The following is a 27000-nucleotide window of genomic DNA, read 5'->3' as shown; positions in this document are numbered from 1 at the left end:
GGCATCAGTACTTACGCAACAGCGGACCCCTGGGCCGGCCGCAGGCGGTTCCGGACAGTTTTGTGGATCCAGTCGGCTGCCAGGACGGCGGGGGCGGCGAGGAGGGCGAGGGCCATGCCCATGGGGGTAGGCGGGGCCTGGCCCAGCACTGCCGCAAGATAGGGCACGTAGAGGCATGCTGCCAGGATGGCCAGTTCAGCCAGCACGGCCCACACCAGCAGCCTGTTGGTCCCCCATCCCAGCTTCCACGGCGGCACGGTGGCGCTCCGGCACGCGAAGGCGTTGGCGAGCTGCCCCAAGACCACCGCCATGAAGGCGGCGCCGGATGCGGCCGCCAGGAGGCCGGGAGCCGGTGGTTGCCCCCGGGTCCAGCCGCCGGCCGCGAGGACAGCGGCGAACACCGCCATTTCCGTCGTGGCCTCCACCGGCCCCAGGATGCAGAAAACCCTGATGATCAGCCGCCTGTCCATGAGGTGCCGGCGTTCGGGCGGACGGGACAGGACACGTTTGCCCGGCGCCTCCGCCCCGAGCGCCAGGGCCGGCAGCAGGTCGGTGCCAATGTCCAGGGCAAGGATCTGGAGCACCCCCAACGCCAGCGGAAACTGCCCGCCGGAAAGTGCCCAAATGACGAAGGGGGTCAGTTCCGCCACATTGTCAGTGAGGTGGTAGGTGAGGAAGCGGTGGATGTTGGCGTAGGTGGCACGGCCCTGCTCGATGGCTGCGACGATGGTGCCGAAGTGGTCGTCAAGGAGCACCAGGTCCGATGCCTCCCGCGCCACGTCGGTCCCGCTGAGCCCCATGGCCACGCCGATATCGGCTTCGCGGAGGGCAGGGCCGTCGTTGACGCCGTCGCCGGTCATGGCCACCACATGCCCACGGGCCTGCAGGGCCCTGGCGACGCGGAGCTTCTGCTCGGGCGATACCCTGCTGACTACTACCCCGTCCCGGTCCAAAAGGGCCCCCAGAACCTGGTCGTCCGCGGGAAGGTCCGAACCTTCAAGGACACATTCGGGTGATCCCGTCAGGCCGATTTGGCGGGCAATCGCTGCCGCGGTCCCCGGGTGGTCACCGGTAATCATGGCGATCTTCAGGCCGGCCCGGCGCGCAATCCCAATCACGTCGCCCACATCGGGGCGAGGCGGATCCTGGAGGCCAATCAGGCCGAGGAATTCCAGCCCGGTTTCGAGGTCGGCCGGCGTGCCGGTCTGCCATGTTGCCGGCACTCCCCCGAGTCTCCGCCGCGCCACGGCGATGACGCGCAAGCCACGTGATGCCATCACTTCAACATGTTCCTTGACGTGCGGCGGCACCGAGCCGCACACCGGGAGCACAGTTTCGGGGGCGCCCTTGCAGAACAGGTCCGCTCCCACAAGGGCAGATTCCCGGCGCCGCACCGGGTCAAAAGGCAACCGCCGCGCAGGGGCTGCCCCGGGTCCGGTTCCAGTCAGCCTGCGGGCCAGGACGTCCAGGGCTGCTTCCATCGGATCTCCTTGCGCGCGCCACTGCCCACCGTGCAGCTCGGCCCGGCCTTGCGACGCCGCCCGTGCTGCGAGTGCGGCGGCGGCCGCCTTGTCCATTCCGTGTCCCTGCACGTCGGCGTCGGGGTCATACCCGTCGCCGGTCACGTGGACGGATCCGTCCGCGGTGAAGACTTCGACGGCGTTCATCCGGTTCTGGGTCAGGGTGCCGGTTTTGTCGGTGCAGATGAATGTTGTGGACCCGAGCGTTTCGACTGCTTCGAGGTTGCGCACCAGTCCGTTGCGTGCAGCCATCCGCTGTGCGCCCATGGCAAGGGAGAGAGTCACGGTGGGAAGGAGCCCCTCCGGTACCAGCGCCACGGCAACGCCAATGGCGAAGAGGAACGAATCGCGCCATTGGAAACCCACCAGCAATGAGGCCATGAAGAAGACGGCGGCGATTCCCAGCGCCATCGCCGCGGTGACCCGGACGATCCGGCGCAGTTCCAGGGACAGTGGTGTGGGGGGCGAAACCGCTTTGCTGGTGAGGTCGGCGATTCCGGCCAGCCTGGTGTTGGCGCCGGTCGCCGTGACGGTCGCTTCCCCGTAACCGTTGACCATGAAGGTGCCGCCCCAGACCCGGTCTCCCGCCGCTTTGGAGACCGATTCGCTTTCGCCGGTCAGCATCGATTCATCCACCGCGCATGCGGAGGCCAGCATGAGGGCCATGTCGGCGGGGAGCCGGTCTCCGGCAGCGAGCAGGACCACGTCGCCCACCACCAGTGCGCTGGCGTGGACGGTCTGCACCTTCCCGTCCCGGCGGACCATGACGTCGGCCGGCAGCAGGGCGCGCAGCTTGGCTGCGGCGTGCTGGGCGCGTTCCTGCTGGATGTGGGCAAACACGCCGTTGACGATCACGACGACGACGATCGCCACCGCCAGCTGGGGCATGTCGGCAATGAAGGCCAACCCGGCGGCACACCAGAGCATGAGGGCGAAGAAGTGCGTCATCTCGGCCCAGAGCTTCCGCCATTGCGGGACGGGTTTTTCAGTGGGCAGCTGGTTGGGGCCGGCCTGTTCCAGGAGTTGCGCGGCCCTTGCAGATGTCAGGCCCTCCGCGGTCCTCACACAGCGTCCGCCTCCTGGCCCACCAGGAGCACCGGGCAGGCGGAGTGCGCTGCGCACGCCTTGGTGACGGACCCCATGGACTGCTTAAGGAGGCCGCCCTCTCCATGCCTGCCCACCACCAGCATCTGCGCCCGGCGGCTTTCGTCCACCAGCACCTTCGCCGGTGGCCCGAATTTGACGTCCACATCGACGTTCGCCGGCCGCTCGCCCGGGAAGGCCCGGCCCAGGGCGTCCTCCACGAGCCGTTCGGCGGCGTCCTCCAGCCTCGCGGTGAACTGCCGGTCTGCCCCCTCGAGGCGTGAGGTCACCAGGTAGTCGGGCATCCCGACGCATGTGATGACCTCAAGGCGGGTCCCCAGGCGGGCGGCCAGCTTGCCGGCATACCGCAGGGCGGCGGAGGAATATTCGGAACCGTCCACGCCAACGATGACGGGCTTGGCCACTGTTTCTGCGTTCATACCACCACGTTGGCCGCTGGTGCATTTGGGCGGAAGGGCCGAAAGTCATGCTGATGGGCGGACAACGCCGGCAGCAGGCGAAGGGCGCCTGGAGCCTGCCATCCGCGTCGGGTCGGCACCGTGGAGGGCGCGCAGGCCGTTCAGGATGGTGGCCAGGTCCACCAGCTCCTGCAGGAGGGCGCCGGCGACGGCGGGAATGTACCCAGTCATGGCGATGGCCATCAGGACCAGGCTGAGCCCTATGCCGGTCCAGATGCTCACCAGGGCCACGGCTACGGTCCGTTTGCCGATGGCGACGGCCTGGGCCACCTTGGACAGGTCATCGAGCATGATTACCACGTCGGCCGATTCGCTGGCGGCCGTTGCGCCTTTGGCGCCCATGGCTATTCCTACCTCGGCGGCGGCCAGGACGGGCGCGTCGTTGACGCCGTCGCCCACCATGATGACCGGGCGTTCCCGGATGGCGGCCACGGTGTTGACTTTGTCCTCCGGCAGGCATTCCGCCTGCACGCGGCCGATTCCCGCTTCCTCGGCAATGTGCGCCGCGGTGGCTTTGGCGTCCCCGGTCAGCAGCATGGTGTTCCGCACTCCCAGGGAGTTCAACTGTGCCAGGGTATCCACGGCGTTGCGGCGTAACGGATCCTTCATGACCAGCGCACCGGCGTACTCGCCGTCCACGGCCACGTGGATGGCCAGCTGGCCGCTGTGGACCGGTGTTTCACGGAACCCGGTCGAGACATTGCTGACCAAAGCTGCTTTGCCCACCACCACGCGCCGGCCGCCGCAGACAGCTTCCACCCCGTGCGTGGCAGTTTCGGCCGCCTGCTGTACCGGCATGAGCTCCAGGTTGGCCAACTGTGCCGCCTCGATCACCGAGCCTGCCAGGACGTGCGAGGAGTATTGTTCAGCCGAGGCAGCCAGCTGCAGGATCCGGTGGCTGCCCAGGGACCCGCCCTTGCCCGGGGCCACCCGGACCTCGTCAAGGACGGGACGCCCGGAGGTGAGGGTTCCGGTCTTGTCGAAAACCGCTGTCTGCGCCTTCGCAAGTTGCTCGAGGGTCCGGGTGTTCTTGATGATGATGCCCTTGTGCGCGGCCTGGCTGGTGCCGGCCAGGAAAGCCACCGGCGCCGCGATCAGGAGCGGGCAGGGCGTAGCCACCACCAGGACCTGTGCAAAGCGGAGCGCTTCACCTGACAGGATCCAGGCCGTGGCGGCCATGGCCAGTGCCAGGAGGGTGAAGGGAACGGCGTACCGGTCAGCGAGCCTCACCACCGGGGCCCGGCTGTTTGATGCTTCCTCTACCAGGGCGATGATGCGGCTGTACTGGGAGTCGGCCGCGGTGGCCGATGCCCGCATGCGGATTGCTGCCACACCGTTCACCGATCCGCTGAGCAGCACCTGCCCCCTTGCGTGTTCCACGGGAAGGCTCTCGCCCGTCAGCGAAGATTCGTCAAGGCTGGCCGTTTCAGACAGCAGCGTGCCGTCCACCGGCACCAGCTCGGAGGGGCGTACCATCAGCACGTCCCCCGGCACCACCTCGCCGATCGGGATATCTTCGAGCACGGTGCCGGCTCGCTCGCGGTGCGCGAAGCGGGGTGCCCGGTCCAGCAGGGACCGCAGCTCCCGGGCGGCACGTCCCTGGGCGAAGTTTTCGAGCGATTCCCCGCCGGTCAACATGAGGATGACCACCAGGGCGGCCAGGTATTCGCCCACTGCCACGGTGCTGCCGATCGCCATGAGCGCCAGGAGGTCGATCCCCCAGCGCCCTTCCCGCAGGGCGCGGACCATCCCGGCGGAACGCAGTACCACGATCACAGCGGCATAGGCAGAGGCCAGGATCCGGACCTGCAGTTCCAGGCCGGATTGCATCAGCACCAGCGTGGCCGCCAGCACCAGGCACGTCAGCGCGACGACGGGATACTGCTTGGTGAAACGCCACGCCTTCTCCGCGGAGGACTTTGCGGGCCCTTCGGGGGCAACTCCATCGAGGCGCCCGCCCGACGCCGTGGGCGGGGCGGCCGGCTTCCTCATTCAGGACACTTCAAAGCTGTGTACCGATGGTGATCACGCATAGAGCCGAACGTACCGGTCCGGCACTGCCTGGGGTAGGGCATTTGGACCCGGCACCGGGCTCGTCGCTCCTTGTGGCGGTGTGACCTTTGGCCCTGTCATGTAACCGGCCTCGCGGCAATGCTGGTGGCATGAACGGAAATGGGCAGGAACCGCGGAAGACCCACGTTGCGGAGCAGGCTGTGGCAGTGGTCCGCGAACGCGTCCCGATGGACGCACTGACAGGCTTTTTTGGCAGGGCCTTCGGTGCCGTCATGGCGGCTGTCCAGATGCAGGGCGCCAGCCCTGCAGGCCCGCCGTTCGCGCTGTACCACGGTATGCCTGGCGAATCAGTGGACGTCGAAGCGGGTTTCCCCGTCGCGGGACTCTTTCACGGAACAGGCGAGGTGGCCAGCGGGACGCTTCCCGACACCGATGCGTATGAGGCCATCCACAGCGGCCCGTATGACACGTTGGGCACCACCTACGATGCCATCCGGCAGCGCATGCAGGAAGACGGCGCCACCCCGGGCGGGATGGTGTGGGAATACTACTTGAGCGATCCGGAAAAGCAGCCGGATCCGGCCACGTGGCAGACCAAGGTGGTTTGGCCCGTTGCCTAAGGCAGGGCAGACGCCGTCGATCAACTCCTGGCACGGCTGAAGGTCAGATCCCAGGGCTGTGTGCCGCGGGCAGATAGTTGCCACCCGTCACGGGCTATGTCCCGGCGCAGTTGGCGGAGGCTGGCCTGCAGGCCCGGGGCCCACTGTTCCTCGGGAGGAGTCCGGTTCAGCGGCGGCCCGGGAAACGTGCAAGGACCGGCGCCACAGAACAGGGCACTTGGTACCTCTTTGGGTGAACCAACGGAACCGCCTAACAGCCGGGCCGAATGGTGCTGTCTACGCCGGCTCCCCGTATGGCGAGGCCCAGGCATGAAGAGGCCTGGGCCTGTTGCTCTTTGACGGGAGCCTGCCGCTGGTGGCCCTGGTATTCGGCGCCCTGCCGTGGGCCCTGCCCGGCAGCCGGAACCGGCCAGCCGGGACTTTGGGCCCTAAACGCGGGCCGTGTCCTCTGGGATGGTGGTCTGGGCCGGAACACCGCTGTGGTTGTACATCCGCGCCGGAGGGCCGGACAACGGCCAACCCATCCCCGACCGAGGCAGGAATCCCTGAGGAGCAGAAGGCTTATGGCAGGTACGTTCGAACTGTTTGCAGATGACGACTCCCGGATCCGATTCCGGCTTGTGATGCCGGACGGCCACGTTCTGGCTGTCTCCGGCCCGTTCACGGACAAGCGGTCGGCGGCCGCGGCCATAGAAGAAGTCCGGGAATGTGCAGGGACCGGACTGATCCGTGACGTGGTGCCACCAGCGGGACTCGTCCTCGCTCCCGCAGCACACACCCGGTACAGCATCCGGCGCGGAATCGGCCGGTTGGGTGCGCTCGGCGTCGCGTAGGCCCCCGAATACCGCCCCCGGAACTAGAAGCTTGACGAACTGCCCGACCCGGAAAAGCTCCCGCCGGTGCTGCCGTACCCGGTGGTGCTGCCGCCGCCCCTGGCCGAGTTGACACTGCCGATGCCGGTGCTGAACCCGGAGTTGAAGGTGGCAACGGAGAAGAACTGGTACGTGGGATAGCACGTGCCAAGGATGCTGGGTTCGTACCTGCGCTGCCCGTGGTGGGTGGGCCCTTCATGGGCGGCGTCCATTTTCTCCCGCATCAAGCGCGCCTCGTCCCCATTCCTGGCGAACCCCTGGATGACCGTTTCGGCATGCTGCTCCAACAGCTCCGACAGCCGGGAACGGGCATCGTAGAGCCGGTCCAGTGCCTGCTCCGGCGTGATTGTTCCGTCGGCCAGGTCAGCCGTCCAGCGCTCGATCTCCCGCAGGCTTTCGTCCCTGAAGGACCGCAGGGCCGCCGCGCTGGCGGACTCGCCCTGCCCGTGCCTCTTGCTCAGGAGCTGCTCCAGCCCGGCTAAGTCCTCGCGGAACGGTGCAAGCTGCCGGTCCCAGGCCGTGGGCCAGGTGGCGGCGCGGTTCAGCAGGGCGTTGCTGTCCGCGATGACGTCATCCAGGGCATCCAGCCGGGCTGCGTTGTCGGCGAATTCGCGGGCAAGGTTGAGGCTTTTCCGCCGGCTCAGCGCTCGCCGCGGGAGCGCATGCACCTGGTTGGACAAGTCCGTGGTGGCTGCGTACCGGCTCAGGAAAGTGCGGTGCTTCTCCAGGACCTGGCTGCCATAGCGCGACGATTCGGGGATGGTGCCCGCGTTCAGCTCCGTGACCTCCAGGTCCATGCTGACGTTGGAATAGCTGCGGTCCCCCCGATCAATCTGCCTGCGGCACCTGGCTCGTGTCACGCCGCGGACTGTAAGCCATGCGGCTGCGCCCAGCGCCGCCAGCCCGCCCGTTACCCACACTGTGATGAGGAACCCGGCAGAGCGGTACCATGGCTGGTTGATGAGCTCGGCGGCCCGGCGGATGCCGGCCACGGTGCCGCCGGTCCACTGGGCGTCACGGAAGAGTTCCTTCGACGCGTCCTGGATGTCGCCACGCTGCTCCAAGGACACTTTCCGGTCCTCACCCATGTAAGTGCCCACGTGGCGGCCCACAGGATCGAGCGCGAAAATGAACAACCCGTCCGCCCATTTCTGCCCATCCGCACTGATCCATTCCGGATGCCGGGACCGGGCAAACGCGAGGACCTTTTCGTTAAGGTTGTCCGCGGCGGTTCCGTTGTAGGTGAAGACTGCGATACGGGTGGGTTCGTAGAACTGGATACTTTCGACGGCGGGGACCAGCGTGTTCTGGTCCAGCACCCCTGCGGTGTCCTCCACAACGATGGCCACGGGCGCACCCGCGGCGCTCGCCGCCGGCACCGCCACCAGGAGGGCACCCAGCGCAAGCACGATCACACCAATCCGGCTGGCCAGAGTACCCATGTCCCTCTCCTTACTGCGTGGAATCAGGATGGAACCAGGACCAAGCCGGACAAAGGGCCAAAAGTCCCGCCGGGCCGAGTGGTGGCGGCGGACCCAGTGGGCCTTGGACAGGGCCCTGGACCCGGACGAAGGAACCAAAGCGCTGGGGCTGGCCACCCTGGAGGTGCTGGCACGGAGCGGGCTCGCGCGCACCGAGGAGCTCGAGCTGTTCGATATTGCCTGGAAGAGCGTCTCCGGGGAAGAGAAACGGAGAGGACACTGAGACGGACACGGGCCCATGGGAGGAGGCGGCCGGCGTGGACGGCCGCGCCATCTTGGGCGAGAATGAAACGAAAGACGAAGAAAATGCCGAGGAGGTTGGACCATGAGCGCAACGTCGCCTGAGCAGCGTTATGTCCACCCCGCACGGAAAGCCGCTGCCCCCTCGGCCACAAAGAAGGCAACCCCCGCCGAGCGCCGGGTCCAGGTCGCTGCGGCCAGGCTCCGGGTCACGCTCGATGAAAGGCTGGGGCGCGAAACACCCGCCAAGACCAAGGCGCTGGCCAAGGAACCGATCTAAATCCCGCTGCACGGTGGGGGCCGGCCCCGCGCGCCAAGGCAAGGTGAACGGTGGCTGCAGTAATACTGGCCGTGGACGCCGACGACCTGCATCGCCGGGACTACCGTGCCGCCGTCGAACAGGCCATGGAGTCCGGCAGGTTCGTGGACCGGTGGAAACTCGATTCCCGGCCGGAAGCAATCCCGGGAACGGACGCCTGGCTGCTGCTGCGCGGCGGCGGGCAGGGCAATGGCCTGATCGGCCATGGGCTGGTGGAGTCCGAGCCTTACCAGGTCCCCGCAGCCGACCATGCCTCAGACACTGGCTGGTTCATCACGGTGGTCTTCGACTCGCTGCTGCCCTTGGGTGAACAGACCGGCCCTGAAATCATTGAGTCCGCGTTTCCGGGCGGTTTCCTTGCCGGTGAGTCCGCGCACTCCTTGGTGGAAGTCCCGCCGGAGTCCGAGCCGGCCCTTCACAGGCTGTGGCGTATCCAAGGTCCTGCGATGACGGATCCCGATGAACTCCCCGGTGGAACCTTTCACCCTTCTGCCGTCCGCCACGTCCAAGTGAACCGCTACGAGTGGGACCCGGATACCCGCAGGTTGTGTTTGGCGTTCCACGGCACGTCCTGCGCGGCCTGCGGCTTTTCCTTTGAAGCCACCTACGGAGTGGCCGGTGCCGCCGTGGTTGCCGTGCACCACCTGGTTCCGGCAGAGATGCTGGGGAACAGCTATCAGCTTGACCCCGTAGCCGATCTCGTCCCGCTGTGCCGGAACTGCCACGTGGTCGCGCACAGCGAGAACCCGCCCCGGACGGTTGCGGAACTGCGCACCATGGCCTCCGCCGGCGGCAACGTGGCGGGTGACGTGGTCAGCACGGCCCAACTCCAAGCGCAGGCCGATGCACGCCGGATTCTCGGGGGCAGCCCCACGTAGGGTTTACCGGACTATGTTGGGACCATGGCAAAGCCTGGCCGGAGCGGGAACGGGGAAGACCCGGGGGACCTCGGTCGTGCCCGGGCGGACGCGGCCGCACAGCTGGATGCGGGGCTCGGCGACGTCGACTGGGCAGTCCCGCCGCCAGGCTCGGTGGACTTCACCATCGACGTGCCGAGCGGCAAGCTTGCGGCCGTCGCGTTGGGCGATCCGGATGATCCCTGCGTCGTGCTGGTCCCCGGCGCCACGGGGTCGAAAGAGGATTTTTCCCTGATGATGCCGGACCTCGCCGCGGCCGGTTACTTTGTTCTCGCTTACGACCTAGCAGGCCAATACCAGTCAGCCGGGGCCGGCCCGGAGAATCTGGTTCCGCCACGCAACCATTACGACTACCGGCTGTTCGTGGATGACTTTGTGGCCGTCCTGGAGACGACGGCAACGCCGGTCCATGTGGTTGGGTACTCGTTCGCCGCCATCATCGCCCAGCTCGCCTATGTGGAGCGGCCCGGGCTTTTCCGGTCCTTGACGCTGCTGGCCTGCCCGCCCGAACCGGGACAGGGCTTCCAGGGAGTGGGCAGGATCGGCCGGTTCAGCACGTGGGTGAACGGCCGGGCAGGGGCCGCCCTCCTCATCTGGGGCATCCGCAGCGGCCGGGTGGCGAGGGTCCCGCGGGGCAGGCAGCGGTTCGTGAACTATCGATTCCGTTTCACCCGGCGGGCCTCAATCCGGGACATCTACACCCTCATGCAGCATGTTCCGGATGTCCGGCAGGAGCTGGCCGGGGCATCCCTGCCCAAGTTCGTAGCGGTCGGTGACCACGACCTGTGGCCGCTGAGCCTGCACCGGCAGTTTGCCCAGGCCATCAAGGCGCGGATCGGGGTGTACCGGGGTGGCCACAGCCCCTGCGAAACCTCGCCCCACGAGTTCAGCCGGGATTTGCTGGCCCTGTACGCCGGGGCCGGGGAGGCGTAGCGCCCTGCTGCCGCCAGGGGCCGGTGGATCGGCAGCCAGGCCCTGAGGGAAGGCCTAGCGGATGCCTGCGGCGCGCAAAGTGCGGGCCAGTTCGCCGGCCGCTGAGTGCAGGGTCTCCACGGTCTTTTCGATGACGTCATCGGTGGCCAGCTCAATCGGCATGGAGCAGCTCATGGCGTCCGTGCCGGGGATGCGGTACGGGACCACCACACTGACGCAGCACAGCCCAACCGTGTTCTGTTCCCACTCCACGGCGTGCCCGGTTTTCCGGAATTCGGCCAGCTCTGCCTGCAGCGCCCCGAAGTCAGGCACCGTGTTGGGGGTCAGCGGGGCGTAGGGTCCCGGACCAAGCCGTTGCCTTACTTCCTCGTCGGTGTATTCGGACAGGATGGCCTTTCCCAGCGCAGTCACCTGGGCCGGCAGCTTGCGGCCCACCCGGGAGGAAAGCCGGCGGCGGTCCACTGCCTGCCGGGTGGCCAGGTAGATGACGTCGGAACGGTCCAGGCGGGCGTAGTGGGTGGTGAAAGTGGTCGCGTTGCGGACTTTTTCCAGGATGCCGGAGACATGTTCCATCACAGGATCACGGTCAAGGTACGCGGTGCCGCACAGGAGTGCATGCGTCCCGATCCGGTAGGCGCCCTCCGGCGTCTGCTCGATCCAGTTCAGCTCAAGCAAAGTCAGCAGCAGCCAGTGCAGGCTGGAGCGCGGATAGCCGGTCAGTTTGAAGATCTCGGCGGTTGTCAGCGGCTGCGGGGCCGCAGCGACCAGTTCGAGGATCGCGATGGTGCGCTCGGCGGACTTTACCAGTTTCACGTCGCCGCCCGGCGCCTCCCCGCGCGGACTCTCCTGGACCTCGAGTGATGCCATCAGTGCTCCCCCTGTCGCCACAGTCCCGGCTCGCCGCAACTCATTTGACGGCCAGGTGCGGGTAGTTGTCTATTCCCACCTTATGGTCACTGCCCGCCCAGGCGCCGCCAAGGAGTGCAGCCCATTCATCGGGAGTCGTGGTGTCAACGTCGCCGGCGAATTCTTCCGCATTGTCCCGCGGCTCAAATCCGATGGCACGGCCGGCTTCCAGGTTCGCCCATCCCCGGCTGTTGGCGGATACCGCCCACACCACATGGTGGCCGGGCGCGCCCGCATCGCTGAGTGCCGCCTCCACCAGGCGGAAGGAATCCGCCGGGGAGAGCCACGAACCAAGGGTCCGCAGGTTGTCCGGCCGCGCACCGCCGGTGCCGATGCGCGCACTGACCACCTTCATGCCGAACTTGTCGGCGTACAGGCTGCCCAGCGCCTCCACGGCGGCTTTGCTGACGCCGTAGTAGGTGTCCGGGCGCGGCGCCAGGACAGCATCCTCTGCCGCCGCGTGCGTGGGATGGAATCCCACGGCGTGCGTGGAGCTGGCCAGGAGGACACGGTCGACGCCGTTGCGACGGGCCGCTTCAAGCGTCACCTGGGTGCCCGTGATGTTGGTGGACACAATTTCCTCCCACGTCATCTCGCGGTGCAGGCCGCCCCAATGCACAACCCCGGTGACTCCGGCCAGGGCGGCGTTCATGAAGTCGGGGTCCGTTACCGATCCCACGTATACCGACTCGTGCGCACGGGGGTCGGCAGCCTCTGCCAGGTCCAGCAGGCGGACGGCATATCCGGCCTCTGCCAGATAAGGCCGCAGCAGCGTGGCCATCATTCCCGCCCCTCCGGTGACGGCAACAGTGACGGGCTTCGATCGTGCGGCCAAGATTTCCTCCAGTGGTTGACAGCCTGTGACCATGATCATACTCTCGTGAAGTACGTTTCACATAGTAACAATCATTTATATATGTAAAAAGGAGAATCAGAGTGGATTCGAAATTCAAGTCCCGCTCCCGGGCGGCGCTGGCGCTGTCCATAGCTTCGGCTGCCTTGCTGACCGGTTGCGGCAGCGGATCCTCGGCACCGGCGGCGAAGGATGATGGACAACCCATCGAGGTGTGGGCGCGAGCCGGAACCGATGCCGCCACCACTTACTCCGCACTGTTCAAGGAGTTCACCGCCAAGACGGGTGTGCAGGTCAACTTCCAGGGTGTACCGGACCTGGACCAGCAGCTTCAGACCAGGGCGGCGTCCAAGAAACTGCCCGACATCGTCATCAACGACTCAGCTGCGTTGGGCAACTACACATCCCAGGGCTACCTGCAGAAGATTGACAAGTCCTCCGTCGCAGGAAATGACACGATCCCGGACTCCCTGTGGAAGGAAACACAAGGCCTGGACGGCTCCACCTACGGCGTACCGTTTTCCCGCCAGACCATGGTGACGATGATCCGCAAAGACTGGCGTGAAAAGCTGGGCCTGCCCATCCCCAAGACGCAGGAGGACCTGGCAAAGCTCGCAACCGCTTTCGCCACGCAGGACCCCGACGGCAACGGCCAGGCCGACACCTATGGCATGACTGTTCCCGGCTCCACAGAGCGCGGCTACTTCGGCTGGTGGGCCTCCTCCTACCTCTGGCAGGACGGCGGGGCCTACCTCAAGGACGACGGCAACGGCAAGTACTCGGCCTCCGCCTCCGGCGCCCAAGCGGGCGTCACGTGGATCAAGCAGCAGTTCTGCACCCCGGGCAACACCCAGCCGGGCGCCCTCACCGCGGCCACGAGCGCCGCGACCCCATTCTTCCAGACCGGCAAAACAGGCATCATCCTGACCGGCCCCTACAACTTCTCCTCGTTCGATGCCTCGCTCGGCAAGGACAAGTACGAGGTCATCGAGACCCCGAAGGGCAGCAAGGACAACACCGTCCTGGCAGAAGGCGAGAACATCTACGTCACTGCCACCAATGGCAAGAAGGACCAGACCAAGCAGGTCATCGACTACCTCGTCTCGGCAGAGGGGCAGAAGGCGGGCATGACCGCCGGCAAGCAGCCGATCGTCCGGGTTCCCGTGAATTCGGGCGTCGATGCCGCCGCCGTCTACAACGATCCGCGCTGGGCCGTGGTCCAGGATGCGTTGAAGAACTCTTCGAAGGCCTTCCCGTCCGCCATCAACTTCGTCCCGATCAAGCAGGCCGCCGCGGAAGCACTGAACAAGATCGCCTCCGACTGCGCTGCAGACAACGTGTCGTCCGGCCTCAAGGACCTTGACACCGCCATCAACAACGAACTGACAAGCCAGAACGCGAAGTCATGACCACAGCCCCAACCAAACCAGCACGGTCGCTGACCGGAGCTCCGGACACGGGGCAGGTGCCGGTGCGCAGGAAGCGCAGCAACGGCAAGCAACTCCTGGCCATCTGGCTCTTCCTGGTGCCGGCGGCCGTGCTGGGCCTCTATTTCAAGTTCATCCCCATGGTCGAGGGCATCCGGCTGAGCTTCTTCAAGGTCCAGCCGTTCCTGGGGGACGTGTTTGTCGGCATGGACAACTACATCAGCGTCCTGACGGACGCCCGGTTCATGGAAGCCCTGGGCCACACGGTGGTACTCGGCGTAACCCAGACGCTGGGCGCCCTCGTGGTCGGGTTCGCGTTGGCCCTCCTCCTTGAAGGCCAGGCCCGGTCCCTGTGGATCCTGCGCACCACCATCTTCCTGCCTGTTGTGACGGCCCTGGCCGTCGTAGGCGAGATCTGGCGGATCCTGTACTTTCCCACCGCTGACGGACCGCTGAACAATATCCTGGGCTGGCTGGGACTCGGTCCGCTGCAGTTCCTCAACGGTACGGACACGGCACTGTGGTCCATCGCCGTCGTCGGCATCTGGAGCGGCGCACCCTACAACATGGTGATCATCCTCGCCGGCCTCACCGGCGTGGACCGTTCCCTCTACGAATCGGCGGGGGTGGACGGAGCCAGCGTCTGGCAGCGTCTGCGCTATATCACTCTGCCGGCCCTGCGCCCATCGCTGGTGATTGTCCTGACCCTGGCCGCCATCCGGAGCCTTCGAAGTTTCACCGAGGTCTACGTACTCACCGGCGGCGGTCCCGCCGGGTCCACCGAAGTCTGGATGACGCGCATGTACTCTCTCGGATTCCAACGCAATGACATCGGGGTCGCGTCTGCGGCCGCCGTCCTACTGCTGGTGGTCACCCTGCTGCTCACGGTGGGGACACAGCTTGTTGGCAAAAGGAAGGCCGTACGATGACCCATACCGTTTCCCGCCCCAAGGCGCGCCCAGCCAAGCCTTCCGCCGGCGCGCGATTCGACACCGCATTGGGCTGGTCTCCCCGGCTGGGGCCGAACATGGTCCTCCGCGTCCTGCTCTGCGTGCTGGTCTTCTGCATCTTTGCGCTGCCCTTCGTGGCCATCATTTCCGGTGCCTTTGACCGGAATTCCAGCCCCACGGACATATCGCTGCTGCCCAAGAGCTTCACGCTGCGGAATTTTGAGGCGGCCACGCAACAAGGGCTGTGGGGTTACCTGCTGAACTCCCTGGTGGTGGCCGGCGGCGGACTCCTGCTGCAGATGACAGTATCGGTGTTCGCCGCCTACAGCCTGAGCCGGAGGAAGTTCCGGGGACAGGCGCTGGTGCTGCTCCTGGTCCTGATGACCATGATGCTGCCGGAAGAGATCATCGGCATCCCGCTGTCCCTGGTCCTTGGAGACTTGCCGCTGCTGGGGATCAGCCTGCGCGGTTCCGTCCTGGCCGTCATCCTCCCGGTGGGCATCTGGGGTTTCTCCATCTTCATCATGAGCGAATTCATGAAGGAGATCCCGGGCGAGATCGAGGAAGCCGCCCGGCTGGATGGAGTGGGCGAATTCCGGATGCTGTTCACCATCATCCTGCCGCTCTGCAAACCCGCCCTCGGCGTCATCGGAATCTTCGGCTTCATGATGGTCTGGGACCAGTACCTGCTGCCCCTCATCGCCGCCAATGACCCCAGCGACTACACCCTGACCGTCGCGCTCTCGGTGCTGCGCAATGACACCACGGTGGGCCCCGGCGTGCTGCTGGCCGGCGCCCTGATGGCCATGATTCCCAGCCTCCTGGTGTACCTCTTCCTGCAACGCTCCATGATCCGCGGCATCACTTCGGGCGCCACCAAGGGGTAGGGCATACCCTTCACTCCCCCGCCGCCCATTCCACGAAAGAAACCTTATGAAAACCAGCACCACCATCCACCCAGCGTCCACACCCGTAGCGGCGGACCTCATCATCACAGATATCACCATCACGCCCATTGCGTTCTCAGACCCTCCGCTGCTGAACGCCGTCGGAGTGCACGAACCCTTGGTCCACCGGGTGGTCATTGAGGTCCGGACAGCCAACGGCCTGCTGGGGCTGGGCGAATGCGCCGGCGGCCGCAGCCGGCTGGACAACCTTGCTGTAGGGGCCAACGCCATCAAAGGCGTGAATGTCTTCGAGACCACCCGGATGGAACAGCTGATCAACCAGGCCCTCGACCCCGCCCTGTCCGCGTTCGAACGGGCAGCCGTCTTCTCCGCCTTCGAGGTTGCCGCGCTGGACATCCAGGGACACGCCACGGGCCGGACTGTCAGTGAACTGCTGGGCGGCACCGTCCGCAACGAAGTTCCCTTCAGCGCCTACCTCTTCTACAAGTGGAAGGAGCATCCGGCCATGGACGGCAAACCTGCCATCGGCGACGAGTGGGGTGAGGCGCTGGACCCCGCGGGCATCGTCCGGCAGGCACAAAAGATGATTGCCGATTACGGGTTCAAGTCCATCAAACTCAAGGGCGGAGTCTTCCCGCCGGCGGAGGAAATCGAGGCCATCAGGGCCCTTCGCGAAGCGTTTCCGGACATGCCGCTGCGGCTCGACCCCAACACCGCATGGACAGTGGAAACGTCCCGGTGGGTTGCCCGGGAAACCGAGGGTTTGCTGGAGTACCTGGAGGATCCGACGCCGGGCCTTGAGTCAATGGGGCAGGTGGCCGCCGTAGCCACCATGCCCCTGGCCACCAACATGTGCGTCGTTGCGTTCGAGCACATCAAGCGGAGCGTCGAACTGGACTCAGTCCAGGTCATCCTCGGCGACCACCACTACTGGGGCGGCCTGCGCCACACCCGTGAGCTCGGAGCCATCTGTGAGACGTTCGGAATAGGATTGTCCATGCACTCCAACTCCCACCTGGGCATCAGCCTCGCCGCCATGGTGCACGTGGCCGCGGCCACCCCGGCCCTGACCTACGCCTGTGACACCCACTATCCCTGGAACGGGCACAACGATGTGGTCAAGCCCGGCGCCCTGCGCTTCGAGGACGGCAGCGTCCGGGTTCCCACAGGCACGGGATTGGGCGTGGAACTGGACCGGGACAAACTGGCCGAACTGCACCAGCAGTACCTGGACGCCCGGATGACGGCCCGCGATGACACCGGCTACATGCAGCGCTTCGTTCCCGACTTCACGGCGGACCTCCCCCGGTGGTAGGCACGCAGGCGCCGCGGGCCACCGGCTACCTCTATCCCTGGGACGTGCTGGGTGACCCCGGAGCCGTTCACTGGATCAAGGCCAGCGGCGTGGATCGCGTGGCGCTTGCGGCGGCTTACCATTCGGTGCGGGCCGGCACGCCAAGGCACCCCGGCCGCCGCGTGGTGGACGCCCAATCCGCGGCACTCTATGTTCCCGCCGACGCGGATGCGTTCGCAGCCAACCCCATCGTCCCGGGCAGTGCGAGCGAATGGACGGGCACGGACAACGCGTTCGGTGAGGCCGCTTCGGTACTCCGGGCCGCCAACATCCCGGTGGACGCATGGACGGTCCTGACCCACTCAAGCGCAGCCGGGGGCAACAACCCCGGCATGTGCGTGCGCAACGCCTTCGGCGAGGTCTACAGCTATGCCCTGTGCCCCTCGCACCCGGAGGTCCGCGGGTACGCCGCCGGCATCGTGGCCCAGGTCCTGGCCCACGGGCAGCCCGACGGCCTCATCCTGGAAGCTGTGGGGCCGCTGGGATTCAGCCACCAGAACAGGCATGAAAAGACGGAGGGCGCGGAGTACTCACCATGGGTGCAGGCTCTGCTGTCGCTGTGTTTCTGCGAGGCATGCAAGGCTTCCTATGAGGCTCGCGGCCTGCCGGCTGACGTGGAGCAGGGCCGGGTGCGTGCAGCAGTTATGGAAGCAGAGGATCCCGGGCTCACCGCAGCCACAGCGGCCGGGGCGCAGGACTTCCTCCCGCTGCTGGAGGTCAGGTGGGACGCCGCCGCAGCGCTTCTCGATCAGTGCCTGACGGCCGTTGCAGCCTCCGGCTCCAATCCCCAAATCTCCCTGCACGCGTCCCCGGATCCCTGGAACACGGGACCGTTCCTGCCGGTGGAGGCGCTGCGCAGGAGCCGGCTGTGGAGGCAGCGTGGTGACGTGACCGCCGTCGTGCCTTGCTGGGGCAACCCGGACGACGGTGCGCTGACGGTCCAAGCCATGTCAGCCAATGGTGTGCGCACCGGCGCGTACGTCCTGGCGCTGCCGCCAAAGGCGCCCGACGGCGGCGGGCTGGCCGGCGAGTGGGGCGCACTTCATGCGGCCGGCGCCGACGAACTGCACGTGTATCATCTGGGACTTGCCTCGACCAGGCGGCTTTCGGCAATTTCTGCGGCACTCGCCGGGCTGCGCTGAGGGCTTGGTCCGGGCGGGCACCGGCGCGCTGCCGCCCTGATCGCCGGCGCCCCGGTCCGAATCTTGAGCCAAATTTGCGGGGATCATGGGCGGCCGTTGGGGTTCCAGTCCTACCGTTGAAAACAAGATCCTGCCGGCGAGGGCAGGATCTTGGCACCAGGGACAGGACCGGCGGCCGGAGCATCCACGAGACCATGGGTGCCGCCCCCCAAACGCCGCCGGTCCAGCCCCACCTTGTCCGCCGGTGTTGGTTGCGTTCACCGGTGGCCGCGCCCACCATGGAAGCGTGCGAATGAAAGGCTTCCGGCGCCGGCTGGCTATGAGCCTCTGCTTTCTGGTGCCGGCGGCCGGAACGGCCGGGTGTTCCTACGACTACCCGGATCCGGCGCACAGCCCCGGCGCCGAAGCTGACGGCACGGCCGCAGCCGTGACGGCGCAATCCGTCGCAAGCCCCGACCCCCAGGTCCTTGAGCGCGAGGTGCGGAACTATCGGGATTTGGACGGACTCCTCAAGACTGTCCCGGGAGCCGCCCTGCTTTTTCAAGAAGGGCCCTTGGACGGGCCCGCCAGCGGTTTTGGCACCACTGAACAGGTCATCTCGGCTGGAGAATACACCGTCACGGCTGCCTGCATCGGCGCCCCAAACGCTACGATCTACATCCGCCAGGAGAATCCCAAAGTCACACTCTGGCCTGTCGAAATCACCGTTGACTGCCCGGGATCCACGTCACAGGTCATCACACTGCAACAGGGCTATGTTTCGGCGCACCTTTCCCAGCCTGCACCCGGTGCCACACCCTGGACGGGGGCGGTGGCTGGAGTGCGGGTAACCGGCTGGCGTGTGTCTTAGAGGCAGCGCCTGGCCCCCGGTTTCACCTGGCCGGTTCTTCGACGTCGATTTCCACCGTTTTCTCCCCGCACACCAGCAGCAGCACCGCCTCACCCGCGTCGAGCCTGCACTCCCGGTCCTTTACCCGCGGCCACCCGGACAACTCCGGGGCGCTGCGGGCCCATTTGTAGTAGAAGCTGCCGTTCTCCGTATAAATGTCCACCACGTCTCCGTCGAATCCGTCCTGGGTAACGAGCACCGACCGTCCGTCCACGGCTTCCAGCCTGACCGTATCTCCGATCCCCGTGGCCTCTAGGAGGGCGAAAACGGCAACCACCCCAAAACAGGTCGCAGCCGCTGCGGCCCCTCCTACGATGGTCCATCCGGCGAGCCGTCGCACCGCTCTCCTGCGAATACGGCCGATCAGCACCGGAAGAAGGAGCAGCAGGCCTGCGGCGCCGATGGGAACCGCCACGACGAGAAGCCAAGCGGCCAGGGAGTTCAAGGGGGCGCCGACAAACAACAGTTGGTGCTCGCGCCTGGCGGCCCAATATGCATCGTCAAGTATGCAGAAACCCGTTACCGACAGGGCTGCACCGATGAAAAGGATGACACCCCAGCTTGAGCGGCTCCTCAATGCCTCACTTCCCGGGCGGCGGGCCGGCCGGCGGTCATCTGACGGCCACATCCCGCCAGACGGCCAGTCGACCCAGGGCAGCGGCGAAACCAACGGTTGCCCACAGGCCGAGGGCACCGACGGACCAACCGAAGCCGAGCACGGATCCCAGGGCCCAGAAGCCCAGTGTCGGCACGATGAAGAACGCGGCAACATGGATCCACTGGTTGCGGATGGGTCGGAGCAGGCGGCCAAGGATCCATGCCAGCGGGACTCCCGTCACCAGCGCGATGCCATACCCGTACATCAGGACCATCAGGGCAAGGTCGAGCAGGAACCCCTGCGAGGTGGCAGCCAGCACGATATACAGGCCGACGAGCCACAATGTCGTGGTGATGGCCCAGCCCTTGAAGAGCGCCCGGCCTGTCAGGATCACGCCGCTCCTGATCAGGACGTCGCCGGCGGCACCGGGTGTCATGGCACCTTTCCCCGAGCCAGGACCAGGGTCATTTGGCGGCCAGCTCGTTGCGACGGAACGTTCCGGCAATGGAGAGTTTGCGGCCGTATTCAATGGATCCGTACCTGAACAGATGGACGGCCAGTCGAAGGATCAGGGTCCCGACGACGAAGAGTTCGACGACGACGATGGTCGCTTCAACAGGGTTGAGGGTTCCGAACCCGTTGCGAAGCAAGGCGGTGACGGGAGCGGTCAGCGGGAAGTAGGTGAAGATCTGGACGATCAGGGCACCCGGATTGGAGATGATCAGGCTGAATGTGTAGAAGGGGATGAACATCATCGCCACGAGGGGACCGAAGACGGTTCCGGCTTCCTTGGCGGTTGGCATGATCGCCCCGATGGCTACGAGGACCCCGGTGAAGACCGTGAACCCGCCCAGCGTGAGCAGCGCACCGGTGATCATGGGGCCGGGTTCGAAGACCAAGGAGGACAAGTCAACCTCCGGCAACGCCAGGCGGTCCCGGAAGAACAGGTAAGCCAGTCCCACTGGCGCCAGGAACACCAGGATCTGGACCAGCCCGACGGCGAACAGCGAGATGATCTTGCCGGTAATGAGTGTGGTTGGGTTCAGCGTGGTCAGGATCATCTCGGTGACACGGTTTTCTTTCTCCTCCAGGGTGGAGTTCAGCATCTGGTTCGAAAGAAGGATCATCGAAATGTAGAAGACGACCAGGAACAACAAAGGCGGGATGATTCCGCCGACGCCTGGCGCGACGCTGCCTTCCTTGAACGTTTGCGAGTCAAACTTAACGGCTCCAGTCAGGGCAGCGGTCAGCTCGGGTGAGCCCACCTGGTTCTGGGCTGAGACCGCCAGAAGCTCTTTGGCCACTGCTTGGTATTTATCATTCTCGAACATGCCTTTGTCAGCCCCGTAAACCTTCACCGATTCCTTCGCAGGGTCGGCCGGGTAGGCGAAGTAAGCCTCCGAGGTGCCGTCTTTCACAGCTGCGATGGCAGCCGCCGGGTCGCCGGCTACCGTCCCGCCGGCCAGTTTGGCAGCAGCGGGCACGATGATTCCGGACGCGTCGGTGTAGGTGAACGCGAACCTTGCGCTCTTCTGTGCGGCCGCGGTGTCCTTGGTGCTGGCGTTGGACGCGTACACCAGCGCGAAGATGAGCACGAGGATGACCGGGAGCGCCAGGGTGGCGATCACGAATCCGCGCTTCTTGATGGTCCTGAAGAACTCGAAGGAGATGACGGTGCCGAGGTTGTGCTGTCCCATTGCCATCTCAGCCTTCCGCCAGTTCATGCTGTTCGCCGTAAACCTGGATGAAGATTTCATCCAGGGAAATCCTTGCCGGGGTAAAGGACCGGATCCCGGCGCCGGCGTCCACGAGCGCGCGGAGAACGGATTCCTCCGTTGCCCCGGGCCGCGGCGAGAGTTCAGCCCGGCCGTTCTCCTCCGATACGACGTCGAACAGGGCCGACGCAGGCAGCGGACCGTCGTGGGTGACCCGGTAGACGGTGCCGCCGAATTCTTCCTGTACCTCTTCCACTGTTCCGTAGGCGCGGGAGACGCCGTCCTTGAGCAGGATGACGCGGTCGCAGAGCCGCTCGACTTCCTCCATTTGGTGGGTGACCATGATGACGGTCGCCCCGGCCCGCTTGTGCTCTTCGATGATGTCCATCAGCAGCCGCCGGTTGACCGGATCGAAGCCCTTGGTGGGCTCGTCCAGGATCAGCAGTCCCGGGTTGTTCATGATGGTAACCCCGAGCTGGACTTTCTGCTGCTGGCCGCTGGAGAGTTTGTCGAGCCGGGTCTTGGCTTTGCCCGCCAGTCCGACCCGTTCCAGGTAGTCCTCGGACCAGGACCGGGCCGAGGCCTTTGACAATCCTTTGAGCCGGCCGAAGTACACCATCACGTCCAGGACGTGTTCCTTTTTGTACAGGCCGCGCTCCTCGGGCAGGTATCCGAGGCTGGCCCCGTCCCTGGGCTCGAAGACCTTCCCGCCGATGTGCAACGTCCCTGCCGTGGGCCGGTAAATACCCAGGAGCGCCCGCAGGGTGGTGGTCTTCCCGGAACCGTTGCTGCCAAGGAACCCGAAGGTCTCTCCGGCGTGGACATCAAAGGACAGGTCCCGGATGACCGTGGTGTCCCCGAAGTCCATCCTGAAGTCTTGAATGTGTACCAGCGGCTCCTGCGCCGTTTCCCCCATTGTCATGATCCCAGCGTATCGTTTGGCGAACCCGGCCTCCTCCCCCGCGTTTCACGTCAAGGGCCAAGCTCTTTTGTCGATGTCGCCATTCAGAGACAATGGGTATTGCGCGAACAAAGCTAAGCATGCTTATGATAGATGCAGCCGACGGGAGACGGCTGTGAGGGGATAAAGGGGGTGCGCTCGGTGAACGGGCGCACCCCTTATCCGCGTCCTTCCGGCGGCGGACTCCTCGCCACGCCCGCTTCCCGGCCTCCAGGGCCATCTCTACATCATCGGCGGTGGTCTCTGCGCCGTGGGCCGTGGGCCGTGACCCAGTCAGCTACGTCCTCGAGCAGCCTTTGCCAACGCTACAAGTTTGCCATGTCTTGACCACCTAACTATCAGCATGCTTATGATAGGGGTAACGGATGGGGATCCGGGTTTGTGGAGGATCGAAAGGGTGCGCTCAGCGAACGGGGCGCACCCTTTTCGTGTTCTCACGGTCCGGAGTTGCGCGAAGACATCACGCGCCCCGGACCTGGAGTCGCGAACATCTGATGTGGCTGCAGCACGGACGTAGCGGTCCCTTCGTACCGAAGCGCCGCCAGCCGACAGTCAAGACGCGAGGTCCTCGCGGTGGATCCGGCAAGACAGGCCGGTAGACTGGGCCGCGTAAGGACGGATTGGGGGATCCACGGCGGGCTCGCACTGCTGTTCCGCTGGTCAGTCGACGCCAGCACCCCAAGGAACCGCCTTGACCTTCTTCCAGGACCTGCCCGTACCCGAATTACCACCCCGGGGCCGTACCATCCGTTACGTACCGCCCGTATGGGCGGGCGCCCCGCGGCATGAGCTGCCCGCGGTGGTGGGGGTTGGCCGTTTCCTTCATCTGTCGCCAACGTTCGTCATGGCTGTTGAAGCCGTCAAGGTGTATTCCACGGGTTGCCTTTTTGATCTGTCGTGGAAGTTGCGTCGGCATGACGAGAACGACGAAGAATGGGCTGAGCTCAACGCTTCCTTCTTCAGCCAGCCGCACGCCCGGTGGGCCAAGGCCAACATGCCTCTCGCGGCCCTTCTCTGCGGAGTGGAGTTTGCTGACGGCTCCAAAGCCTCCACCGGGGCGATGCTGAACAGACCCCACCCTGCACCCGACGCACCCCAGCCGGAGCCGCCGGTGGTTCTCTTTCAAGGCCAAGGCGGCAGCGGCGGGGACGACGAGATGGCGGCCAGCGGAACCCTCTGGCTGTGGCCCTTGCCGCCGGCGGGAGCCATGCGCCTGGTCACCCAATGGACCGACATGGGCATGCCCGAAACCTCCATTGACCTTGACGGAACCCAACTCCGCGATGCCGCGGCCGGCGCCCGGCAGTACTGGCCGGAAGGTGACGGAGAGTAATGGCACTCGACAGCTTGGTCCTGTCCGTCGTCTTCGTGGCAGTGTTCTTCTACATCCTCTACGGCATCATCCGCGCTGCCGTCCGTGACGGCATCCTCCAAGCCGACGAACGGCGACAGAAAGCCCGTCAAACGGTGGGCGGCGGCGGACATGAAATGTAGGCGCCACAGGCTAATAGAGGAACACCAGCCCACCCTTCATGCGCTTGTCCTAGTCTTCGTCGCAGGTTGGCGGTCCCGATCGAGTCACCACGGCAGATTCAGCAGGAGGACCACGCCGATGGCAACCCCCAGCACAGCAATCCCTGCGCCCACTATCCGGTAGACACCGCTGTCGGGAGCCGACCCCTTTGCATACAGCGAGGCATTGTTCTGAGCGACCTGCCCCAGCCATTGCGCCGATCCGCGGACGTCGGCAAGAAGGCAGGTTCCCAACAGTACAGCGGCGCCCGCCGCCACACCCCCCGCATAAACAAAGTAGGGCCGCCCCATTTGGCCAAGCAGGACCATGGCCGCGACGGAGAGAAAGAGTAACCCGCCAGATAACATCAACGGCCACGGCATCCCAAGTTTAGGTTTCATCAGATCCCCCAAGTTCGCAAAGCGAGTCGTCGTCCTGCCATGAGCATAGAGGCTGAAATGCTACCCATCCGTCCCGGACGGATTAGGGGATCCAGGGCGGCTCACGCCGTCGTTCCGCTGGTTGGTCGCCGCCCGTGGACCAAGGACGACCGTGGCTTTTTCCAGGACCTGCACGTCCCGGAGCCACCCCGCCGCGCCCGCAGGACGAGAGCGACGAAGAATGGTCCGGGCTTGGCGCCCCATTTTTCCCCCAGCGGCACGCATGGGCATGCCAGAATCGTCCACCACGTTGGACGGTGCCCAGCTTCGAGACGCCGCTGTCGACGCGCCGCAGTTCGTCTCGGCGCCCTCCAAGCCGACGCCGACCGTCAGCAATTAGCTACAGTGATCCAGGTGACGCTTGAGAGAAAAATGTCCTTCAGCCGATCGTTGGCTTGGTTGGCATGCATAGCCGGTATCGTCCATGCCGGATTCAGCTTGTACTGGGCTCTGGGTGGGCAATGGCTTGTAGCCACGGTGGGCCAATGGGCGGTCCAGCTGTCCGTGGAGGCCCCGCTCGAGGCAGGGCTAGTGCTTGGCCTCGTTGGGATAGGAAAGTTGCTGGCAGCGACGATCCCCGTCGTCGTCGCTTATGACCGTATGCCCTGGCGAAGATTCTGGCGTGCGGTGAGCTGGGCCGGAGGCCTGCTCCTGGTCAGCTACGGGGGCGTGAACACCGTCGTCAGCAGTGCCGTCCTAGGAGGGTTGATCCATCCTTCAGGTGGCTATGACCTCAACGCGATGATTGGACACGCATGGTTGTGGGATCCCCTGTTCTTGCTTTGGGGTACAGCCCTGGTTATCTCGCTCTGGACCTCGCGAAGGAGCTCACCAGTGATTGCGTAAGTCCAATCAAGGTGGGCCGGAAGCTGGTGTGTCCGCTGCAGCACACGCCTCCCTCCGGGTTCCCCATGTCTAATTCCGACCGCTTCGCTGGACCGGCATCGACTGGGTCTTCTTCACTGCCGGCGCTGCCTTCGTGGTGTTCCTTGGCTCTGGATGGCGGGCGAGGCGAAGCAACACCCACTCGAAACGCGATAGGCAGACCATTATCCGGACGTAGAGCTCCGCCCATCAGCTGGCCCCGACCACGCGAGCGGACGGCACCACTTCCGCCGGAAGCGACTACGGGTTTGGAACAAGCTTGAAGGCATAACGGGTTTTGGTCCCGCTGCTCGGGACCATGCTGAATTCTGCTCCCCGGGTCCGGAGCTCAACAGGGGCCTTGAAGACGTTTCCGTTGCAAGGGATGCTCATCGGGCTCAAAACTTCCGCCCCTGTCCAACTGGCCACTGAAAACTCAACGTCGGCCGCTCCGTCGCAAAGGAACTGCACTTCGTAGCTGCCCGGTTCTGCCGATAATCCTTGGCTCGTGGGCGAGCTTGAGCTGGCGGCACCCGCCAACTGTCCAGGCAGTTTGGGTTGAAGCTGCCGAGCCACCCATTCCGACATGTCCTCAAACTCTGACGCGCGCGGATCAGTGTTGAGTTCAAGCATGACACCGGCGGCGGCAGGCTTGTCCACGGGCGAGACGGTACTGATGGTGATCGGGCCGCCGGCGTGCCGGACAAATCGCTCCAAGACAGAGTCACACGTGTAGGGCACCCCTATCGTTGGCTTCTCGCCTTGGACAATGGAGACTGTGACACCGTGAACACCAGCACATGCACTCTTGATCACGTAGTCCCCTGGCGCGAGGTCAACCGATAGTTTCCCTAATGGTTCCCCAACCGTCGGCATCCCTGGTTCATCCGAAGAAACCATGAGTGCGCGCGCAACTTCATCAACGTTTTCCTCAAAGGACAGCATTCGCGTGCCGCCGGCCTGGGCCTGGGAACTGACCGGCGCGCTCTCCGGGCCGGTGTACTCACATCCGGCCAGCGCGACGATGAGGACTGCGGATACCAAACAACCTGTTGCCATGCGCATATGCGTTGCTTCCCCCAAGCTCGCTTATGAATCGAGTCTAGCCCCGGCAGCGCCGTCCCCCACGTACATGCAGGCCCGTCGCTGGACTGGGCCGGGCAAGGAGGGATTGGGGGATCGCTCGCTGCGACCGACCAGCGGAGCCGCGGGTGCGAGCCCCGTTCCCGCCAGTATTCGTCACGCTGCCACAGTGAGAACCGGATAACGGCCGTTCCGTAGACGACGACAAACACGATCTCGACGGGCATAACTGCAAATCGCCAAGCATCAGGAAGGTTCGGAATTAGATTCCAGACCCCGAAGGCGATCATGAAGGGCAGCGACTGGTACGCGATTCGGTTGATCCTGCGCCGGGCTTCCTCCTGAGAGGCAACCGGCTTACGACTCTGAGGCCCGGTCGGTGCTGCTGACATGCCTGCACTGAACCACCCGACTGGCCCCCGTGCAAGGTGCTTGAGCTGATCTTGCTTCGGAGACTACGAGAATGCAGGCTCAACGGATTTATGATCTTTCGCAGCGCGGCGGGGCTGGCGGCGATCCCCGGATCTGATTGCCATTTGTACCGGTTGCGGAAACGTTTCAGTGTGAACTGCCGGTGGACGTACACCGGGCGCGGCGCCGATTACCAGCCAAGGTCAAAGTGGCCAAGCGACTGAAGCTGGCCAAGCTAGTTGGCGCCGCGCCCCTGTTTGTCACAGCGCCAACTAGCTTGACAGTGGTGCCAACTAGTCGTCAACTCATAACCAGCCGCAAACCGCCAACCAGCTTCTCTCACACCCGATTGTGAGATGCAGCCCTTTTTGGAAGAACTTCCAACAAGAAACGGCGCGATTACGCTGAAGTTGCTGTTTGAGAGCAGTGCGATCACGTCACGATCATTTGGAAGTTTGCGGGCCCCGGAGTCCGTCCCTGGCTGAGCTGCAACGGAGCGGCCTCTGGGC

The 27000-nt window shown here is 65.2% G+C and carries 27 protein-coding genes; 15 read left to right on the top strand and 12 right to left on the bottom strand.

Going from position 1 to position 27000, the window contains the following annotated elements:
• Positions 1–11 precede the first annotated feature (11 nt).
• The 3 genes from AC4EEO_RS08235 to AC4EEO_RS08225 are packed head-to-tail and all read right to left on the bottom strand — an operon-like array spanning position 12 to position 5074.
• Positions 12–2585, bottom strand: coding sequence for a cation-translocating P-type ATPase (locus AC4EEO_RS08235; RefSeq protein WP_491340249.1), 2574 nt, complete (start codon positions 2583–2585; stop codon positions 12–14).
• The gene (locus AC4EEO_RS08230) at positions 2582–3043 is read right to left on the bottom strand and encodes a universal stress protein (RefSeq protein ID WP_018761504.1); all 462 of its coding nucleotides are present in this window, start codon (positions 3041–3043) and stop codon (positions 2582–2584) included. Before AC4EEO_RS08230 ends, AC4EEO_RS08235 begins: the two co-directional genes overlap by 4 nt.
• Positions 3044–3088: 45 nt before the next feature.
• Positions 3089–5074: a heavy metal translocating P-type ATPase gene (locus tag AC4EEO_RS08225; protein WP_491340248.1), complete on the bottom strand. Its 1986-nt coding sequence runs from the start codon at positions 5072–5074 to the stop codon at positions 3089–3091.
• A gap of 170 nt (positions 5075–5244) precedes the next feature.
• Here AC4EEO_RS08225 and AC4EEO_RS08220 point away from each other — a divergent pair, with 170 nt between their 5' ends.
• A complete protein-coding gene (locus AC4EEO_RS08220) occupies positions 5245–5715 on the top strand; it encodes a GyrI-like domain-containing protein (RefSeq protein WP_491340247.1) in 471 nt (156 codons plus the stop codon).
• 563 nt (positions 5716–6278) lie between these two features.
• A complete protein-coding gene (locus AC4EEO_RS08215) occupies positions 6279–6548 on the top strand; it encodes a YegP family protein (RefSeq protein WP_491340246.1) in 270 nt (89 codons plus the stop codon).
• Between the two features lie 23 nt (positions 6549–6571).
• On the opposite strand, the gene AC4EEO_RS08210 is transcribed toward AC4EEO_RS08215, so the two are convergent.
• Positions 6572–8029, bottom strand: a complete 1458-nt coding sequence (locus tag AC4EEO_RS08210) for a DUF5129 domain-containing protein (protein WP_491340245.1) — start codon at positions 8027–8029, stop codon at positions 6572–6574.
• A gap of 28 nt (positions 8030–8057) precedes the next feature.
• On the opposite strand from AC4EEO_RS08210, the gene AC4EEO_RS08205 reads away from it, so the two are divergent.
• From AC4EEO_RS08205 to AC4EEO_RS08190, 4 genes are all read left to right on the top strand, one after another.
• On the top strand, positions 8058–8291 hold the full coding sequence (locus AC4EEO_RS08205) for a hypothetical protein (protein WP_491340244.1): 234 nt from the start codon (positions 8058–8060) through the stop codon (positions 8289–8291).
• A gap of 102 nt (positions 8292–8393) precedes the next feature.
• The gene (locus tag AC4EEO_RS08200; RefSeq protein WP_133831638.1) at positions 8394–8588 is read left to right on the top strand and encodes a hypothetical protein; all 195 of its coding nucleotides are present in this window, start codon (positions 8394–8396) and stop codon (positions 8586–8588) included.
• Positions 8589–8638: 50 nt separating this feature from the next.
• A complete protein-coding gene (locus AC4EEO_RS08195; RefSeq protein ID WP_491340243.1) occupies positions 8639–9505 on the top strand; it encodes an HNH endonuclease in 867 nt (288 codons plus the stop codon).
• A gap of 24 nt (positions 9506–9529) precedes the next feature.
• Positions 9530–10477 (top strand): alpha/beta fold hydrolase, encoded by a 948-nt coding sequence (locus tag AC4EEO_RS08190; RefSeq protein WP_491340242.1) that lies wholly within the window; start codon positions 9530–9532, stop codon positions 10475–10477.
• Positions 10478–10531: 54 nt separating this feature from the next.
• On the opposite strand, the gene AC4EEO_RS08185 is transcribed toward AC4EEO_RS08190, so the two are convergent.
• Positions 10532–11344, bottom strand: a complete 813-nt coding sequence (locus AC4EEO_RS08185) for an IclR family transcriptional regulator (protein ID WP_109044495.1) — start codon at positions 11342–11344, stop codon at positions 10532–10534.
• Between the two features lie 40 nt (positions 11345–11384).
• Positions 11385–12218, bottom strand: a complete 834-nt coding sequence (locus tag AC4EEO_RS08180) for an NAD-dependent epimerase/dehydratase family protein (RefSeq protein WP_240617685.1) — start codon at positions 12216–12218, stop codon at positions 11385–11387.
• A 101-nt stretch (positions 12219–12319) separates the two neighbouring features.
• On the opposite strand from AC4EEO_RS08180, the gene AC4EEO_RS08175 reads away from it, so the two are divergent.
• The 6 genes from AC4EEO_RS08175 (at position 12320) to AC4EEO_RS08150 (ending at position 18867) form a co-directional block, all read left to right on the top strand.
• A complete protein-coding gene (locus AC4EEO_RS08175; protein WP_133831640.1) occupies positions 12320–13645 on the top strand; it encodes an ABC transporter substrate-binding protein in 1326 nt (441 codons plus the stop codon).
• Positions 13642–14592, top strand: coding sequence for a carbohydrate ABC transporter permease (locus AC4EEO_RS08170; protein WP_018761516.1), 951 nt, complete (start codon positions 13642–13644; stop codon positions 14590–14592). Before AC4EEO_RS08175 ends, AC4EEO_RS08170 begins: the two co-directional genes overlap by 4 nt.
• Complete coding sequence (locus AC4EEO_RS08165; RefSeq protein WP_018761517.1) at positions 14589–15500, top strand: carbohydrate ABC transporter permease; 912 nt, start codon at positions 14589–14591, stop codon at positions 15498–15500. The genes AC4EEO_RS08170 and AC4EEO_RS08165 overlap by 4 nt, the downstream gene beginning before the upstream one ends.
• Before the next feature lie 46 nt (positions 15501–15546).
• Positions 15547–16836, top strand: coding sequence for a glucarate dehydratase family protein (locus AC4EEO_RS08160; protein WP_491340241.1), 1290 nt, complete (start codon positions 15547–15549; stop codon positions 16834–16836).
• Positions 16830–18017 (top strand): hypothetical protein, encoded by a 1188-nt coding sequence (locus tag AC4EEO_RS08155; RefSeq protein ID WP_491340240.1) that lies wholly within the window; start codon positions 16830–16832, stop codon positions 18015–18017. The genes AC4EEO_RS08160 and AC4EEO_RS08155 overlap by 7 nt, the downstream gene beginning before the upstream one ends.
• A 319-nt stretch (positions 18018–18336) precedes the next feature.
• Positions 18337–18867, top strand: a complete 531-nt coding sequence (locus AC4EEO_RS08150) for a hypothetical protein (protein ID WP_491340239.1) — start codon at positions 18337–18339, stop codon at positions 18865–18867.
• 22 nt (positions 18868–18889) lie between these two features.
• Here the strand turns inward: AC4EEO_RS08150 and AC4EEO_RS08145 are convergent, their stop codons facing one another.
• The 4 genes from AC4EEO_RS08145 to AC4EEO_RS08130 form a co-directional block, all read right to left on the bottom strand.
• The gene (locus AC4EEO_RS08145) at positions 18890–19321 is read right to left on the bottom strand and encodes a hypothetical protein (protein ID WP_133831645.1); all 432 of its coding nucleotides are present in this window, start codon (positions 19319–19321) and stop codon (positions 18890–18892) included.
• 196 nt (positions 19322–19517) lie between these two features.
• Positions 19518–19940 carry a hypothetical protein gene (locus AC4EEO_RS08140; protein WP_018761522.1) on the bottom strand — a complete coding sequence of 141 codons (423 nt, stop codon included), beginning with the start codon at positions 19938–19940 and terminating at the stop codon, positions 19518–19520.
• A gap of 28 nt (positions 19941–19968) precedes the next feature.
• Entirely contained in the window at positions 19969–21261 is a 1293-nt protein-coding gene (locus AC4EEO_RS08135) for an ABC transporter permease (RefSeq protein WP_491340238.1), read from the bottom strand.
• Positions 21209–22135, bottom strand: coding sequence for an ABC transporter ATP-binding protein (locus tag AC4EEO_RS08130; protein ID WP_491340408.1), 927 nt, complete (start codon positions 22133–22135; stop codon positions 21209–21211). Before AC4EEO_RS08130 ends, AC4EEO_RS08135 begins: the two co-directional genes overlap by 53 nt.
• 889 nt (positions 22136–23024) lie before the next feature.
• On the opposite strand from AC4EEO_RS08130, the gene AC4EEO_RS08125 reads away from it, so the two are divergent.
• Positions 23025–23513, top strand: coding sequence for a hypothetical protein (locus AC4EEO_RS08125; RefSeq protein ID WP_491330043.1), 489 nt, complete (start codon positions 23025–23027; stop codon positions 23511–23513).
• A complete protein-coding gene (locus AC4EEO_RS08120) occupies positions 23513–23674 on the top strand; it encodes a hypothetical protein (protein ID WP_018761527.1) in 162 nt (53 codons plus the stop codon). The genes AC4EEO_RS08125 and AC4EEO_RS08120 overlap by 1 nt, the downstream gene beginning before the upstream one ends.
• 84 nt (positions 23675–23758) lie before the next feature.
• Here the strand turns inward: AC4EEO_RS08120 and AC4EEO_RS08115 are convergent, their stop codons facing one another.
• Positions 23759–24094, bottom strand: coding sequence for a hypothetical protein (locus AC4EEO_RS08115; protein WP_133247071.1), 336 nt, complete (start codon positions 24092–24094; stop codon positions 23759–23761).
• 39 nt (positions 24095–24133) lie between these two features.
• Between AC4EEO_RS08115 and AC4EEO_RS08110 the strand changes: the two genes are divergently transcribed.
• On the top strand, positions 24134–24979 hold the full coding sequence (locus AC4EEO_RS08110; protein WP_350224052.1) for a DUF3995 domain-containing protein: 846 nt from the start codon (positions 24134–24136) through the stop codon (positions 24977–24979).
• A 279-nt stretch (positions 24980–25258) separates the two neighbouring features.
• On the opposite strand, the gene AC4EEO_RS08105 is transcribed toward AC4EEO_RS08110, so the two are convergent.
• Positions 25259–26062: a hypothetical protein gene (locus tag AC4EEO_RS08105; protein WP_018761530.1), complete on the bottom strand. Its 804-nt coding sequence runs from the start codon at positions 26060–26062 to the stop codon at positions 25259–25261.
• Positions 26063–27000 lie beyond the last annotated feature (938 nt).

The sequence above is a fragment of the Pseudarthrobacter sp. MOO13 genome, from assembly GCF_058267655.1.
This window is presented reverse-complemented; position numbering and strand designations above follow the sequence as displayed.

Bases quoted from the DNA above. Each gene is read 5' to 3' on its own strand.
- AC4EEO_RS08200 (WP_133831638.1), top strand. From the start codon at position 8,394: ATGAGCGCAACGTCGCCTGAGCAGCGTTATGTCCACCCCGCACGGAAA.
- AC4EEO_RS08125 (WP_491330043.1), top strand. From the start codon at position 23,025: ATGGCTGTTGAAGCCGTCAAGGTGTATTCCACGGGTTGCCTTTTTGAT.
- AC4EEO_RS08170 (WP_018761516.1), top strand. From the start codon at position 13,642: ATGACCACAGCCCCAACCAAACCAGCACGGTCGCTGACCGGAGCTCCG.
- AC4EEO_RS08185 (WP_109044495.1), bottom strand. From the start codon at position 11,344: ATGGCATCACTCGAGGTCCAGGAGAGTCCGCGCGGGGAGGCGCCGGGC.
- AC4EEO_RS08210 (WP_491340245.1), bottom strand. From the start codon at position 8,029: ATGGGTACTCTGGCCAGCCGGATTGGTGTGATCGTGCTTGCGCTGGGT.
- AC4EEO_RS08130 (WP_491340408.1), bottom strand. From the start codon at position 22,135: ATGGGGGAAACGGCGCAGGAGCCGCTGGTACACATTCAAGACTTCAGG.
- AC4EEO_RS08215 (WP_491340246.1), top strand. From the start codon at position 6,279: ATGGCAGGTACGTTCGAACTGTTTGCAGATGACGACTCCCGGATCCGA.
- AC4EEO_RS08205 (WP_491340244.1), top strand. From the start codon at position 8,058: ATGGAACCAGGACCAAGCCGGACAAAGGGCCAAAAGTCCCGCCGGGCC.
- AC4EEO_RS08230 (WP_018761504.1), bottom strand. From the start codon at position 3,043: ATGAACGCAGAAACAGTGGCCAAGCCCGTCATCGTTGGCGTGGACGGT.
- AC4EEO_RS08165 (WP_018761517.1), top strand. From the start codon at position 14,589: ATGACCCATACCGTTTCCCGCCCCAAGGCGCGCCCAGCCAAGCCTTCC.
- AC4EEO_RS08120 (WP_018761527.1), top strand. From the start codon at position 23,513: ATGGCACTCGACAGCTTGGTCCTGTCCGTCGTCTTCGTGGCAGTGTTC.
- AC4EEO_RS08105 (WP_018761530.1), bottom strand. From the start codon at position 26,062: ATGCGCATGGCAACAGGTTGTTTGGTATCCGCAGTCCTCATCGTCGCG.
- AC4EEO_RS08220 (WP_491340247.1), top strand. From the start codon at position 5,245: ATGAACGGAAATGGGCAGGAACCGCGGAAGACCCACGTTGCGGAGCAG.
- AC4EEO_RS08150 (WP_491340239.1), top strand. From the start codon at position 18,337: ATGAGCCTCTGCTTTCTGGTGCCGGCGGCCGGAACGGCCGGGTGTTCC.
- AC4EEO_RS08140 (WP_018761522.1), bottom strand. From the start codon at position 19,940: ATGACACCCGGTGCCGCCGGCGACGTCCTGATCAGGAGCGGCGTGATC.
- AC4EEO_RS08225 (WP_491340248.1), bottom strand. From the start codon at position 5,074: ATGAGGAAGCCGGCCGCCCCGCCCACGGCGTCGGGCGGGCGCCTCGAT.
- AC4EEO_RS08160 (WP_491340241.1), top strand. From the start codon at position 15,547: ATGAAAACCAGCACCACCATCCACCCAGCGTCCACACCCGTAGCGGCG.
- AC4EEO_RS08190 (WP_491340242.1), top strand. From the start codon at position 9,530: ATGGCAAAGCCTGGCCGGAGCGGGAACGGGGAAGACCCGGGGGACCTC.
- AC4EEO_RS08115 (WP_133247071.1), bottom strand. From the start codon at position 24,094: ATGAAACCTAAACTTGGGATGCCGTGGCCGTTGATGTTATCTGGCGGG.
- AC4EEO_RS08135 (WP_491340238.1), bottom strand. From the start codon at position 21,261: ATGAAATCTTCATCCAGGTTTACGGCGAACAGCATGAACTGGCGGAAG.
- AC4EEO_RS08110 (WP_350224052.1), top strand. From the start codon at position 24,134: ATGAGCATAGAGGCTGAAATGCTACCCATCCGTCCCGGACGGATTAGG.